Annotated in this window: 13 protein-coding genes; 6 read left to right on the forward strand and 7 right to left on the reverse strand. The window is 42.6% G+C overall.

Annotation, left to right across the window (positions count from 1 at the left end; all coding sequences use genetic code 11):
* Positions 1-4: 4 nt before the first annotated feature.
* Positions 5-2,593 (reverse strand): M1 family metallopeptidase, encoded by a 2,589-nt coding sequence (locus QSH61_RS23145; RefSeq protein WP_206472472.1) that lies wholly within the window; start codon positions 2,591-2,593, stop codon positions 5-7.
* A gap of 521 nt (positions 2,594-3,114) precedes the next feature.
* On the opposite strand from QSH61_RS23145, the gene QSH61_RS23150 reads away from it, so the two are divergent.
* The 3 genes from QSH61_RS23150 (at position 3,115) to QSH61_RS23160 (ending at position 6,288) form a co-directional block, all read left to right on the forward strand.
* Positions 3,115-4,017 carry a LysR substrate-binding domain-containing protein gene (locus QSH61_RS23150; protein ID WP_010603707.1) on the forward strand — a complete coding sequence of 301 codons (903 nt, stop codon included), beginning with the start codon at positions 3,115-3,117 and terminating at the stop codon, positions 4,015-4,017.
* Positions 4,018-4,185: 168 nt separating this feature from the next.
* Positions 4,186-5,892 (forward strand): alkaline phosphatase D family protein, encoded by a 1,707-nt coding sequence (locus QSH61_RS23155; RefSeq protein ID WP_206472470.1) that lies wholly within the window; start codon positions 4,186-4,188, stop codon positions 5,890-5,892.
* 159 nt (positions 5,893-6,051) lie between these two features.
* A complete protein-coding gene (locus QSH61_RS23160) occupies positions 6,052-6,288 on the forward strand; it encodes a hypothetical protein (protein WP_010603705.1) in 237 nt (78 codons plus the stop codon).
* A 2-nt stretch (positions 6,289-6,290) separates the two neighbouring features.
* On the opposite strand, the gene QSH61_RS23165 is transcribed toward QSH61_RS23160, so the two are convergent.
* On the reverse strand, positions 6,291-6,731 hold the full coding sequence (locus QSH61_RS23165; RefSeq protein ID WP_010603704.1) for an MgtC/SapB family protein: 441 nt from the start codon (positions 6,729-6,731) through the stop codon (positions 6,291-6,293).
* Positions 6,732-6,833: 102 nt separating this feature from the next.
* On the opposite strand from QSH61_RS23165, the gene QSH61_RS23170 reads away from it, so the two are divergent.
* A complete protein-coding gene (locus tag QSH61_RS23170; RefSeq protein WP_010369885.1) occupies positions 6,834-6,992 on the forward strand; it encodes a YqaE/Pmp3 family membrane protein in 159 nt (52 codons plus the stop codon).
* 45 nt (positions 6,993-7,037) lie between these two features.
* On the opposite strand, the gene QSH61_RS23175 is transcribed toward QSH61_RS23170, so the two are convergent.
* Positions 7,038-7,643 (reverse strand): LysE family translocator, encoded by a 606-nt coding sequence (locus QSH61_RS23175; RefSeq protein WP_206472468.1) that lies wholly within the window; start codon positions 7,641-7,643, stop codon positions 7,038-7,040.
* A gap of 218 nt (positions 7,644-7,861) precedes the next feature.
* Here QSH61_RS23175 and QSH61_RS23180 point away from each other — a divergent pair, with 218 nt between their 5' ends.
* Both QSH61_RS23180 and QSH61_RS23185 read left to right on the forward strand, forming a co-directional pair.
* The gene (locus tag QSH61_RS23180) at positions 7,862-9,220 is read left to right on the forward strand and encodes a YncE family protein (RefSeq protein WP_206472466.1); all 1,359 of its coding nucleotides are present in this window, start codon (positions 7,862-7,864) and stop codon (positions 9,218-9,220) included.
* A 403-nt stretch (positions 9,221-9,623) separates the two neighbouring features.
* Complete coding sequence (locus QSH61_RS23185; protein WP_286124034.1) at positions 9,624-10,016, forward strand: GNAT family N-acetyltransferase; 393 nt, start codon at positions 9,624-9,626, stop codon at positions 10,014-10,016.
* A 12-nt stretch (positions 10,017-10,028) separates the two neighbouring features.
* Here the strand turns inward: QSH61_RS23185 and corA are convergent, their stop codons facing one another.
* The 4 genes from corA to QSH61_RS23205 form a co-directional block, all read right to left on the reverse strand.
* Positions 10,029-10,985, reverse strand: coding sequence for a magnesium/cobalt transporter CorA (corA, locus tag QSH61_RS23190; RefSeq protein WP_010603700.1), 957 nt, complete (start codon positions 10,983-10,985; stop codon positions 10,029-10,031).
* A gap of 85 nt (positions 10,986-11,070) precedes the next feature.
* Complete coding sequence (locus tag QSH61_RS23195) at positions 11,071-11,562, reverse strand: GNAT family N-acetyltransferase (RefSeq protein WP_010603699.1); 492 nt, start codon at positions 11,560-11,562, stop codon at positions 11,071-11,073.
* On the reverse strand, positions 11,559-12,182 hold the full coding sequence (locus tag QSH61_RS23200) for a TetR/AcrR family transcriptional regulator (protein ID WP_039496548.1): 624 nt from the start codon (positions 12,180-12,182) through the stop codon (positions 11,559-11,561). The genes QSH61_RS23195 and QSH61_RS23200 overlap by 4 nt, the downstream gene beginning before the upstream one ends.
* Positions 12,183-12,185: 3 nt before the next feature.
* Positions 12,186-13,046 (reverse strand): alpha/beta hydrolase, encoded by an 861-nt coding sequence (locus tag QSH61_RS23205; RefSeq protein WP_206472464.1) that lies wholly within the window; start codon positions 13,044-13,046, stop codon positions 12,186-12,188.
* Between the last annotated feature and the right edge of the window lie 756 nt (positions 13,047-13,802).

The raw sequence follows: 13,802 nt of genomic DNA on the forward strand, positions 1-13,802 counted from the left end.
TCTTTTACAGATTATTCAAAAATTGATTGACTGAAGCTAGCTCTCTTTGCTTTTGCATGATGCAGGTATTTGTTGCCAGTTCCAGCTGCTTAAGTGATTTACTTAAACCTTCTACTTCTTTTTGCATCGGTTCAAAAAACTGCTGAGCTTGTTTTAATGCATCCGCGTCACAATACGTAAATAGGTAAAAAGGTAGCTGTGGCTTTGCAAAAGGAGGGAAGCGTTCCTTTAAGCGCTCAAAGTGCTGATAAAACCACTTTTGATAAAGCGCTTTTCGCTCATCGCCTTTACCATTCCCGCTTAATATGTAATTAAAGTCGGAGGCCGTTACATGCTCGCTTAGCGCATAATCTAGTACTTGTTGTTGCAGTTCTTGTGGACCAAAATAACCCATTGCAAGCAATAGATTAGTACGTTGAGTTGGGTTATTGGTGGTTTCAAATACTTTTTTGTATGACTTCAACAGCTCAGCATCACCGTAGTAAGCGGCAATTTGCAGGAAGCTTCTAGCCAAGTAGGGGTCGACTTTATCAGGTGACGTTAAATATAAACTCGCTTGCTTTTTTGCATGCTTAATAATGGTTTGATGCTTTGTCTCGAAAGCCAGTGCTCTGACCAATGCTGCACGTATTTCCGATGTGGCAGCTGGTTCATTTGCATTTGCCTCAAGTCCATATCGAGAAAACGCAGGCTCAACATAAGTGGTATAAAGTTTCTTCCAAAGTAACTTATTTGAATCGTCTTCATACTGTTTATGTTGTGATAGTAATTGAGTAAGAGCGGCCTTTGCTACTTTGGGATGAGTGTCGTTAATAAACTCACTGAGCGTTAACATCAACGCATTGGCGTTTATTTTTCCAGACTCCATCAGCGCGTCAACATTGCTTAGTAAGTCTAATCTCTCCCGCTCGTTTAGCTTGTTTGGGGCATGTGATATTAGGCTTGCGAGTTGAGACTCAGAAAGATCCCAGCGATAATAACCTGTCGCGTTGTCGTTTGGTAAGATCCACTCAGGCTCAAAGTCTAATTTAATCTGTTGCGCCTTGGAGTCTAGAAGTATTGTCTTAGTGGCTGTTTTGTCACCTCTACCATAGCGCAGTGTGATGGGGATATGCCAAGTTTGTGTTGCTGCTTCTTGTCCTTTTATTACAAAACGTTGTTGCGACACGGTGGCATTCTGGCCATCTAACTTAATCGTCAAAAGTGGAAATGAAGCTTGTGATACAAATGAGTCTAGCACTGTCGCTACATCTTTATTAGATACTTTACCCAGCTCATTCCATAGATCTTTGGCTTCTGCATTCTTATAAGCAAATTTACGGATATAATTGCGCATGCCTTGCTTAAATACCTCTTCCCCAAGCCACTGCTCAACCATGTAAAGTACCGCGCTACCTTTGCTGTACGCAAGACCCAAGCCGTCTGTTACATCAGACTCTGTAATAACCGGTTTACGGATCGGTGAGGTGGTTGCTTGAGCATCATAGGGCATTGCATTGTGTTGAGATAGGGATAAATTTGTTTCTAGTTCAGGAAATAGCTGCTGGGTGATCTTTGCAGCCATCCAAGTGGCAAACGCCTCGTTTAACCACAGGTCATTCCACCATTTCATCGTAACTAGGTTGCCATACCATTGGTGTGCAAGTTCGTGAGCGATAACATTCACATGTGAGGTTTGAGCTTGTTGTGTTGACGTTGCAGGGTCAATAAGTAGTATATCCTCACGATAAGTCACCAGGCCTGCATTCTCCATTGCGCCGAACGGAAATTCAGGGACTGCAACTTGGTCTAGTTTTTTATAGACATAGGGTAAGTCAAAATAGTCTTCAAGTGCTTTGAGTATCTTGGGCGTGTTTTCGATGGAATAAGCGGCAAGATTTGATTTCTTTTGTGGGGTAATAATGTTACCCGGAACCGACATCCCTTTAACATCAAGTACTTCGAATGGACCAACGGATAAGGCGACTAAGTAAGAAGGAAGAGGTGGCGTCTTGTCGAAGTAATGGGTGGTCATACCATTCGACTTTTTGGTCTCTAAAACAGGCGTGTTGGCGAATACTTTTTGATCGTCTGGGGCTGTAATAGTGAGCTGAAATGGGATTTTATACTCAGGCTCATCAAATGTAGGCATTGCTCTTCTTGCATCACTCATCTGAAACTGTGTAAATAAGTAAGGCACGCCGTTGTCTATGGTTTTGTAGAGACCGACGCTATTACGGTTGAAAGGGGCGGTATAGTCGATAGTAAGCGTGTAGCGACCGGGTTGCAGTGTTTTTTCGCAACTCAATCTCACTTTACCGGTTTCGAGCATTTTATCTCTGAGCTCACACGACGTTTTTCCGACTAGTTCAGCGGTATCTATCGCATAGTCTAATCCGTTGAGCTCAATAAATTGGGTGGCTTTGAGCACCTCAAGTTTTATAGTCGTGTGTCCTGAAAAACGCTCTTTAGAAGGGTCTAAGTTAAATGTGACCGCTTGCTCTATAGGTTTAGCCACGGTGGCTAGACGATGAAGTTCAGCATTTGATTGGGCCTGAGCTGAAGCGCTGATAGACAGCAAAATAGCACTGCATATTAAAGACCTAGATAGCATAAAAATCCTTTATTCATTTTGTTATTGTTGATTTATCTTGCGAATCAATGCTCTGTATGTTGTCACTTGGTGTGATAAAAGCATAGATAGTTAGCGCAATGTTCCTTTTACTTTAACAAAACTTGTTGCAAAAAGAGTGGGGGTAAAGGTTTACTATCGGGCTAATATTTTAAATATTAAGTAATATCAATAAATTGAAGAGGTGGATTAGCCGACTTTTTGTGTAACAAAAATTGTAACAGACTCCACCGTACTTAATTAACCTGAGGTTTGGATAAGGAATGTTCCCACATATTGAAACTACTTATGTTTCACTATGTGTTCTAACTTCAGATAGGCCCCGATTATAGTTAACCAGTGTAATAACTGTGACTTTGGCTTTGGTTTACAATAATTCATTGTTGCTCCTGTCGTAGTAGTGAATAAACTGCGTTTAGGTTAAGTAATTTATGACTGTATCTTGGGTCAAAATATGGCAGGATACCAACGATAGTTAATTACAATTAATATAAGTTGAGCTTATGGATAAGAGGTTAAGGCACTTAAGTGCATTACGCTGTTTTGAGAGTGCAGCTCGGCTCCAAAGTTACACTCAAGCTGCACTCGAATTGAACATTACGCAAGCGGCAGTAAGCCAACAAATGCGGCAATTAGAAAATGCACTTGCAGTTAAGCTTTTTGTAAGAAAAGGCCGCAATATGCACTTAACTGAAGCCGGCGAAGTGTTGTTAATGTCTACTCAAAGTGCGTTTAAGCGCATTATTGGGGGATTGAACCAAATTCAAACACAAGAATTGGCTGGTAGCTTGACTATCACGTCAACCCAGTCTTTTTGCTCTTTATGGCTAATGCCTAACCTGTGCTCGTTTTACGAGTCTCATGACGACATCCAAATTCGCGTGCTTGGCTCTAATCGCTTTGAAGATATTCGTTTAAATCATATTGATATCGCGATCCGGTTTTCTACCAAGCGAGAGTTAGCCTGCCCCGCCGGACTTGAGCAGTTATATCTTGGGGAAGATAGCAACTACCCTGTTTGTTCACCAAGCTACAAAGAATCGCTGCAAATTAAGTCTCCGAATGATTTAGCAAGGTGCAATCTTATTCACCACGACGATGATAAAGTAAGCTGGGAGCAATGGTTTGAGTCTCAGGGGATATGCGGTTCAAGTATTTGTGCCAAAGGCCCACACACTCGAGTCTCTTCTAATGACATGGCATTGAGTGCAGCGCTTAAAGGCCAAGGTGTTGCAATCGTCTCCAAAGAGCTATTTTTAGACTTTCAACAAGCTGGCCTTATTGTGCAGCTTTTTGATACCCCTCACCCTGTGGTATGGCAACGCTATGTGTTATTTGATCCCTATTCACCAAAAAGAGCTCGGATCCAAGTATTTATTGATTGGCTTATCAATCACTTGCCATAAGGCCTCGTTATGGCTCATTTATTGAGCCACTTTCGTATTATTTCATGAATGCGGAAGTAAATGTGAACTTGAAATAAATATTAAACTAAAATTTAACATTGCCGGATTAGACTCCGTTCCCGCAAGGAAAACTAGCAAGGATGCCAACATTCAAATACCGAGGAAACGATGAAAACTTATACTCTCACGCCAGCCGTGTTGATGCTCATGAGCAGCGTCGCCAGTGCAGAACCTGAAGTTCACTACGAGTCTTGTAAATCCACCTTTAACTATCTAGCCGCACAGTATCAAGGGACAACGGATAAAAATAATTCAGGTTCCCAGTGGTGCTATTTAAAACAAAGCATCGAAGGCGCAACATGGGGTCATGTCAGAACAGAAACCATCCCAGAATTCAAAACGGTAACCGGAAAAGCATGTAAAACGCCATCTGAGTATCAAGGTGAAAAGTTTTATGGCTGTACAACCCGAAATCACACCGCACCTTGGTGTTATGTCGAAGAGGGCGGTTGGGAAGAATGTCAACCAGAAGCGCCGCCAACGCTTTTAGCTCACACTCAACCCCTACAAAGTAAACGATTAGATAGAGTTGCGTTAGGTTCATGTTTCAAAACCAAAGGAGATATGCCAGAAGCGCTCGCTAAGTTAATTGGCCAACAACCGGATCTGTTTCTTTGGTTAGGGGACAATATCTACGCAGATACCACTGATATGGCGGTGATGCGCCAGAAGTATGATGATAAAAAGAATAATAGTGAATATCGCAAGTTTTTAGAGGCTAAGATCCCTGTGATGGCGACTTGGGATGACCATGATTTTGGTTGGAACAATGAAGGCAAACATTATCCAAAGAGAGTAAACGCACAAAAAGAATATTTGCGTCACTTTGATGTCGATAAAACAGATCCAAGACTGAATGGTCAAGCTGGTATTTATGAAGCAAAAATGTTGGGGGGATCGGGCGAAACCACGCATGTGATCACATTAGATGCCCGTTACTTCCGCTCTCCAACCTTCTCAAGTTACGGAACGTGTGAGGGGGAAAGTAGCACTATATTGGGAGAGGCGCAGTGGCAATGGCTTGAGCAAGAGTTACAAAAGCCATCAGAAATCAAGCTCATTGCAAGCGGCATTCAAGTACTGCCTCCGCTGCATCAAGGCAGAAGTAAAACTAACTACTGTGCTTATGGAGACGGCAAAACATTTAATGCTGCCATCGCGTCATTAGAAGAAACAAATATGTCTGGTACTAGTTATGAGTCTTGGGCTGAAATGCCAGCACAAAGGGAACGTTTGCTTAGGTTAGTACAGAAATCAGTGAACGAAGGTAAGACTAAAGCCGTTGTGTTTTTGTCTGGCGATCAACATTGGGGAGAGCTTTTGCAAAAGACTATTCCCGCAAGCAGCACATATGGTCAAGCAGTTAACGTCTACGAAGTGACGGCATCGGGTTTTGGTCAAAACTGGCCTTATCATATTAAAAATCCATTAAGATTACCTATTTACGCAGACGACAAAGGGGATGGCAATTTTGCCAAAGCATGTCAGCTACCGTTCAAATATGCAGGCATTACCTATCAAGGTTGTATCACGCGAGACAATGATAAGCCTTGGTGTTATACCCAAGTGGATGATAACCAAAAAGGTATTGAGGGTGAATGGGGCAACTGTGCGCCAGCTGGTGCTAATATCCCAACGGGACGAGTTGGCGTAGTTAGCAAAGATATCGCAAAGTTGACAACATCTAACCGCCATTTGATTAATAAATCGGGAAGTAACTACGGCTTGATAGACATTGATTGGCAAAATCGTGAGCTGAAAATGTCTATTGAAACGGCAAACGAGGAAGCGGTTTCCACTATCATTAAATTTTGATATGTTCATATTAGCTGGGCGCTCGCTCAGCTAATATGGGGCTTACATAGTAACTCTTTGTAAATTATCGAAATAAATTGTATACTGCGTGCAATCTCTGAATAAATCAGTTAGACTTCATTATGGATTGTAGGTCACGCAAATTAAAAGGACATTAATTTGAAATTTATCATTTCTCTTTTACCCGCACTTTTTTTAACTAAATTAGTCTTTTACATCACTGATTTTGAATATTTACTTTTTGAAGAGCCTTTCGATTTTGGCAAATTGCTAATTGATATCAGTGTGTTCGGATTCTTCTATTTTACTTCAGTTATCGTTTACGAATACTTTTTTGGTGAAAAGCTAGAGCTCAAACGTCAAGTGACGAGCAAGCGGACTAAAGGTTCAATGTAAACTTATTGGGAGCTGGATGGCTTTTTATAAGGCTCAAGTAAGCGAAATACCATAAAGCCCACCGCGCTTAATACAATTGCGATTTCATATCGCTGATATGCACTAGAGATCCCTATTGCCCCGGTTAACCAGATACCTGCAGCAGTTGCTGTGCCATGTGTGGAATTATCGTTTTTCACAATTGAACCGCCACCAATAAAACCAATTCCAGTAATGACACCGTACATGACTCTCGCTTGTGCTTCATGTGACTCAAATACATCCATACTTGTTAAAATAAAAGCACAACAGGAAATAGCGACTAATGGGAATGTTCTAAGCCCCGCGCTATCAGAGCGACTTTCTCTATTAATAGCTAAAGGTAATGTAAGTAAAAACGCAAAAACAATTTGGTAAAAGTGATACCAAATGAGTGCTAAATCAAGATTAATCCAATCTGGCATTTTTTATCTCCTATACTGTTATTGGGTTAATGCAAAAGGCATTCCTTTGAGTTGGCATAACCCATGCAGGATGAAAGCGTCTATAACTTTTAGGAGAGAACAATGGATTTATTGAGGATCATCATTGCAATTCTGCTTCCACCACTTGGTGTATTTTTACAAGTCGGTCTTGGCGGGGCTTTTTGGTTAAATATTTTGCTGACATTGTTGGGTTATATACCAGGAATTGTGCATGCAGTGTGGGTGATCGCCCGTCGGTAAAAAGCGGACAACAAGTAACAATAACACGGTAATCTTTGCAGGGTATTATCCTGCAAAGATCTCCAGCACAATTGGCATTACTGAAAGCACAAGTAATGCAGCCATCACAAAATTAAACCATCTACGACTTTGCTCATTTTTTAATACATGTTTCAGCGATGAACCAAACACCAACCAGATCCCAACACAAGGAAATGACACCAACAGAAAGACAATGGTGATCATCAAGTTTTGACTCATAAAATCTGCGCCAGTGGAGGTATAAGTTGAAATAGCACCTATTGCCACAATCCATGCTTTTGCGTTTACCCACTGAAATAGCGCGCCTTTTAAAAACGAAAAAGGTTGAGGGGTTGAGTCTGCATCAGTCGTGGGTGAAGACATCGCGACAAGGTAGGCAAGGTATAGAAGATAAATGACGCCAATGCACTTTAAAATAAAGTGCAAACTAGGAAATAGCTCAAAAAGCTGCGCAAAACCCAAGCCAACCAGCAACAGCATGATCGAAAAGCCAACACAAATACCGCTTAACAGGGGGATGCTCCTCTGTAAGCCAAAATTAACGCCAGACGTCATTACCATAATATTGTTTGGCCCGGGCGTTACGGAAGACGCAATAGCAAATAAAGTGATAGCAACCAAATAGTCCATTAAGTAGTCCTTTTTATATAGCCGGAGTGTTACATCAAGGCATTTGTTATCTTGAGAGTGTCTTTTGTCTGGTAATGCCAAGTGGATTTCATACTTCACTATTGGGTTTGCGTGCAAAATAGTCAATAGGTGATTAGTCGAGGTGTTGTTTTTAGTTTTGTTATAAGATAACATATTTAAAGTTATGGTATAACATAAATAAAAATAGGATCTCTCTCATGGTATTAAAAGGTAAACTTTTGGCAGTTGCCATTTCCGCAATTCTTCTTTCTGCATGTGGTGGTACTGAGCACACAATTGTAAAAGTAGACCCGCCAGCACAAGATAATGGCAATGATGACGATGGTCATGATGATCATGATCATGATCATGGAGATGCGATCACAGACGCAAATGGTCGCCTGTTAGTCACTAGCGCAGAAAGTAACGTTGTGAATGTGTACTCAACGGCGGATAAATCACTTATCGACTCGATTGGCGTTACACACTATCCAAAATATGTATATAGCTCTGAAAATCACCGCTTTGCTGTCTTGGTACAACGTGACCAAGGTTTAGTGGAGTTTATTGACGGTGGTTTATATGAAGAGGAGCATGGCGACCATCACCATACTCACGAAGAGTCGCCTGCACTTGCTTCGTTCCATTTAGAATCAGTGAAGCCAACACACGTGACTGTCGGTGAGTCTGGTATTGCTGTGTTCTCAGATGGCGACAAAGACAGCCAACAAAATGCCAGTGCCGCGATGTTTAGTGAAGCGCATATTAGCGGCGAGCAAAGCGAAGTCGCTGCATTACATTACAACACTTACATGCACGGTGCGGCGCAAGCTCGAGGCGAATTTCTAATTAGCACGATCAGAGACCCTCAAACCGAAACTTCTCTACCCTCGCAAATTGGTTTGTATCATGCGCATGGTGACCATTTTCATCAAGAGCAGGTATTTAACGTAAGCTGTCCAGCACTTCACGGCAGCGCACAAAATGAAGAAGCAGTGGCATTTGGTTGTGGTGATGGTGTTGCGGTTATCACTCAGCAAGGCGAAAGCTTTAGTGCAGTAAAACTAGCTAATCCAGATTACTTTGCTGACGGGCAGCGAATTGGCACCCTCAAAGGCCACCATGATGCAGAGCAATTTATCGCATCAGCAGGTAATGATGTGCTGATGGTTGACCCAGAGCACGGCCATATCGAGAAGCTTGAATGGCAAGTAAGTGATAACTATCGCATTGCGAGTTTTGGATTTAGCTTTGCGGGTGAGCATGTTGTGGTGATGGATACCGCAGGTAAACTCAGCATTTTTGCCGGTCATGAGCATGATGGTGAACACCATTTTGAAGCTGCAGGTGAAGTACAAGTAAGTGATGCTGATTTAACTACGATGCCAGAAGGTCACGGCTTCCAAATTACATTTTCTCATTCAGAGCAAGCGGTATATGTGAGCGACCCAATCGCAAAACAAATTAAAAAGTTTGATTTAGAAGAAGCCAAACTGGTAGACACATTTGAGCTAGATTACGTACCAGAAAAACTAGTATGGCTTGGTATTACTGCAGAGGAATCTCACGACCATTAATACTTAACCTCATGTAGTCCCTGACAATTTTTAACACTGTAGATAGTGGCTTTGCCACCTTAGTTAAGCTAAGGTGGCTTTTTTTAAGGAAAAAATATGATAATTAGACCAGCCACCATCAACGACTTAACTAACCTGAGGTTTGGATAAGGAATGTTCCAACTCATTGTTGCTAAAGCACAACTTAGTTTTTTCCTTGTCTAGCCAGAGAGTTTTAGGGAAAACACCGCTTCCGCGTCCTGCTCTCGCTAAGGTACCTACATCCTGTAGGCAAGGCGAATTTACGCACCAATAGCTGGCTATTGGAAGTGAATTCAACGCAGTTAGCGCTAAAACTGGCTGCTAGAAAGGCATTAATTATCCGCAGCTCAGGTTAACTACACTTCTAGATTTAGAACAGCAAGTGATCGAAGCGGAGCGTCCGTATAACTCAACAATCAAATCACAAGACGCCAAATACTACGATTTTGAAAAATTACTCACTTGTTCGAATACGTTAGTGGTTGTTGGTGAAGTATCAGAGCAAATAGTGGCAACAGGGTATGTGCAAATAAGAGCATCTAAACAGCAGCTACAGCACACGCAGCATGGTTATCTTGGGTTTATGTATGTAACACCTGAGCATCGTGGTAAAGGTTTGAATCAAGCGATCATGGAGCACTTAATCGCTTGGTGTAAAACCCAAAACGTCAACGACTTCTACCTTGATGTATACAGTAGTAATGCCGCAGCAATTCGCGCTTATGAAAAAGCGGGATTTACACCTTGCCTGCTTGAAATGAAGCTACACCTCTAGATTAACCAAAGTTTACAGCCAACCTTTGTGTTTAAAGAATAAATAAGGCGCAAAACCAGAGAGCAGCATAATAGCAATGGCAAAAGGATAGCCCCAAGCCCAGTTTAGCTCTGGCATATTATTAAAATTCATCCCATACACACTGGCAACCACAGTGGGTGGCAAAAATACGACAGAGGCAATGGAGAAGGTTTTAATAATTTGGTTTTGTTCGATATTGATAAAACCCTGCGTAGAGTCCATCAAAAAATTCACTTTATCGAAGAGAAAGGCGCAGTGCGACATTAGGGTTTCGATATCTCGTGTGACTTCCCGTAGCGTTTCTCGCTCCTCAGATTGCACCCCCACATGACGCATTAAAAACGAGATATTGCGCTGCGTATCCATCAAACATAAGCGCACTTTACCGTTGGCATCTTCTAGCCTTGAAATACGACTAACAGCTTCTTCTAGATCTGAGTCTTCTTCCTCAAGCACATAGGCACTGAGCTTTTCAAGCTGGTGGTGCATATCCTCAAGCATATCCGCGTGGTTTTCGACTTTTTGGTCGAATAAAGTCACTAACAGCTGTTTTGGGTTATCGCACGCCACTTGCCCTTTACGCGCACGCAGTCGCAGCAACCTAAAATCCGCAAGCTCGTCATCACGAATGGTTAATAAGCAGTTTTTTTGTAATAAGCAGGCCACGGTCACCGTATTAAAACGCCCGTCATTGGGAGACATAAATAAAGCGTGTACATGCAGACCTTCGCTGTCGATAAAACAGCGCGAAGAGGCTTCGATTTCCTCTACGTCATCCGCACCAGGAAGGGTAATATTTAGCGTGTTTGCCAGAGCAACTCGCTCCTCCTCAGTGGGATTAATAGTATCTATCCAATGGGCGTTTTTGATTGCTATTTCAATCGGGGTGTCGGCGCTTGGTTCCATTTCGGAAATTACACCGTGTTCAATCGAAAAAAACCTCAGCATCTCATTACTCTACACGACGACTCTTTGGCAAAGTATAAGAGTGAATGTATTAATCAACAATGACAATCCAGGGATTATCCGCAGATTATTCAGCTTGATAGGTGTAGATATTACGCGCCGCAACCGAGTTATTCATAATTGTTGTGTAATTAGCAACCAATTTAAAGCCATGGCGCTGAAATAAATGATTCACTGCTAAGGCATCTACTCGACAACGAGTGTGGATAGGTTGGCGAGTAGCGGCTAAGGTGTCTTGTAGTAATTGCTTGCCAATTCCTTTGCCGCGAATATTCGCATCAACCATAAAGTTCGAAATGTATAGGCCTGACGTAAGATCAAAGCGCGCTTTATCTTTAAAATGCGCGATTGGCACTAGCGACAAACTGCCTATAAGTTGCTGTGTTGAGTCATCAAAAATAACACGTACTTCGCCTTCTTCGATTTCCTTTTCCATAAGCAAGCGAATAGCTGCTTGGTCTATTTCTTCATTGCGTGGTGGCGCTGAAAAGGTCGCGATGTATAGCTCAGTAAGCTGCTCAACAATATCGCGGGTTGGGGTAGAGATTATTTCAATCATGCAGATGCGCTCCGTGTTTTTGGATCAGCTTGATAACTTTCAAGTAAGTGCTCAATATTACGTTTAAACAACTCGCTGGCATGTTCTGTTAGTACCGTATTTTTCGCTATCGCATGGCCTAGATACAAGTTGTATAGCTCGTACGCCGCGCACTGCGCATCAAGCTCAGGATGAAAAATACCACTTTCTATCCCTTGCACAATTTTATGCTTAATATAGCTAAATAATCGGTTATGTTGCTCGGTAACTTTGGTATGAATAGGACTGTCTGTATGGCAATTAAATTCAACCAACGCTTTGATAAACGGGCAAGTTGAATGTGGTTCATTAAATAATTCGCGAGTCCAGTCTGCCCAAATAGAAAAGAGCATTTTGAGTTGCACTAGGGGATCTTGGTGCCGTGCCGGTGCGACGACATGCAGCATAAATTGATCTTCACAGTAATCGAGGATCGCCAACTGCATATCTTCTTTACTGTCAAAATGCGAGATAAGCCCGCTGCGAGACAAGCCACAAAGCTTTGCCATAGAACCAATAGTGACTTCTATTAAGCCATATTGGCTACTAAAGCGCATACCTTGCTCTAAAATGGTTTGTCTCGTTCTCTCGCCTTTATTCATCACTTATGCAGTTATTCTTTGAGTAATACGTTGAATAACGCCAGTATCGCCTAAAATGCGGCGATGTCCAAGGCCTGAGGTTTGGATTAAACGCTCAGGAGTGGCAGCGATAAGCGACTCTACGTGTTCAAATGGCGCAAATCGGTCCTCGGTATCGTGAATAAATGTCGGCTTAAACTTAAGTACACCGTCGTGGAATTTATCTCGGATCAAATGCCAATGCGTGCCATATCTTGTGGTGATAGCGCCTAACACTTGGTGCAGCATTTTTTCAGAAATGCCCGCTTGCGAAACGCGCTCAAACATCAGCTCAAAAAACTGCACGGGAGTTGCAACATTTATAACCACACGATTTTCTAGGCGATAATCCGGTAAGTTCATCAGCGCCACAGCGCCCATAGAATGCCCCACCAAAGCCACGATATCATGGCGATCGGCTTCTAGCTTCTCAATCAGGGTATCCAGTGCTTCAACAAAAGCCAGCAAATGGGCTTGCTTACCATGAGATTGTCCATGACCAACATGATCAATCGCCACAACGCAAAATCCCGCTGCTACGAGTTCAGGGATCAAAGTATCAAAGCAACTGCTGTTATCGGCCCAACCATGACTTAATACAACGGTCTTCGGGCCAAGGCCAAACACGTTTACATGAACGCGACCAAGCGAGGTCAGAATATTGAACTCACCATTGGGTTTTTTATTTTTAAACTGATATTGACGCTTACCATGCGGACTCATCAGTAGTACCTGACCTAACCTCGAAGTAATAGGTGGCGCAAGCGTGCACATAAGCCCTGTAACACCCCGACTTATCTTGGTAATAAGCGAGCCGTCTTTGTCGTTAAAGTAGCTGAATTTCATCCTGACCTCTAAAAAAGAACACTTGTACTTTTATTAAAATAGAACAACTGTACTTTTTTGTAAAGCATAACAATCACCTTTTAATATTGCAGCTGGTTTACTCTGCGATACACCTCCATGTAGGAGCTGGTTTACCCAGCGATCTTTATGAGGCACCAACCGCTGCACAAAGCACTTTATACTGACTCCACACCACCGCATAGGAGCTGGTTCACCCAGCGATACACCCCGCGTAGGAGCTGGTTCACCCAGCGATACACCTCCGCGTAGGAGCTGGTTTACCCAGCGATACACCCCGCGTAGGAGCTGGTTTACTCAGCGATACACCTCCGCGTAGGATCTGGTTTACCCAACGATACGCCTCCGCGTAGGAGCTGTTTTACCCAGCGATACACCACCGCATAGGAGCTGGTTCACCCAGCGATACACCTCGCGTAGGAGCTGGTTTACTCAGCGATACACCTCCGCGTAGGAGCTGGTTTACCCAGCGATACACCACCTCGTAGGAGCTGGTTTATCCAGCGATCTTTTTAATACGCCGGCTGCGGATTACTTAGGGCTATGAGGGGTGTACCCTCAATAAGGTTTGGCTTTAAAGAACGGTTAAGCGTGAAAAACGATGAAAATGTTTCAAATTACGTAAAGTTGGTGAAGTATTGAGTGCTTTATTGTTTTTTTCATTGCAATTTATCGAGAGAAGCTTGTCTTTATATTTAACTAAATGTAATGTTTGGGTTAATTTCAAGGGAGCTAACG

The sequence above is a fragment of the Pseudoalteromonas sp. JC3 genome (assembly GCF_030291895.1).
Lineage (GTDB): Bacteria > Pseudomonadota > Gammaproteobacteria > Enterobacterales > Alteromonadaceae > Pseudoalteromonas.

What these genes read in the sequence shown, in the direction of transcription:
- QSH61_RS23170 (WP_010369885.1), top strand. Translation starts at nt 6,834, where the DNA reads ATGGATTTATTGAGGATCATCATTGCAATTCTGCTTCCACCACTTGGT.
- QSH61_RS23195 (WP_010603699.1), bottom strand. Translation starts at nt 11,562, where the DNA reads ATGATTGAAATAATCTCTACCCCAACCCGCGATATTGTTGAGCAGCTT.
- QSH61_RS23180 (WP_206472466.1), top strand. Translation starts at nt 7,862, where the DNA reads ATGGTATTAAAAGGTAAACTTTTGGCAGTTGCCATTTCCGCAATTCTT.
- QSH61_RS23145 (WP_206472472.1), bottom strand. Translation starts at nt 2,593, where the DNA reads ATGCTATCTAGGTCTTTAATATGCAGTGCTATTTTGCTGTCTATCAGC.
- QSH61_RS23155 (WP_206472470.1), top strand. Translation starts at nt 4,186, where the DNA reads ATGAAAACTTATACTCTCACGCCAGCCGTGTTGATGCTCATGAGCAGC.
- QSH61_RS23150 (WP_010603707.1), top strand. Translation starts at nt 3,115, where the DNA reads ATGGATAAGAGGTTAAGGCACTTAAGTGCATTACGCTGTTTTGAGAGT.
- corA (WP_010603700.1), bottom strand. Translation starts at nt 10,985, where the DNA reads ATGCTGAGGTTTTTTTCGATTGAACACGGTGTAATTTCCGAAATGGAA.
- QSH61_RS23200 (WP_039496548.1), bottom strand. Translation starts at nt 12,182, where the DNA reads ATGAATAAAGGCGAGAGAACGAGACAAACCATTTTAGAGCAAGGTATG.
- QSH61_RS23205 (WP_206472464.1), bottom strand. Translation starts at nt 13,046, where the DNA reads ATGAAATTCAGCTACTTTAACGACAAAGACGGCTCGCTTATTACCAAG.
- QSH61_RS23175 (WP_206472468.1), bottom strand. Translation starts at nt 7,643, where the DNA reads ATGGACTATTTGGTTGCTATCACTTTATTTGCTATTGCGTCTTCCGTA.
- QSH61_RS23165 (WP_010603704.1), bottom strand. Translation starts at nt 6,731, where the DNA reads ATGCCAGATTGGATTAATCTTGATTTAGCACTCATTTGGTATCACTTT.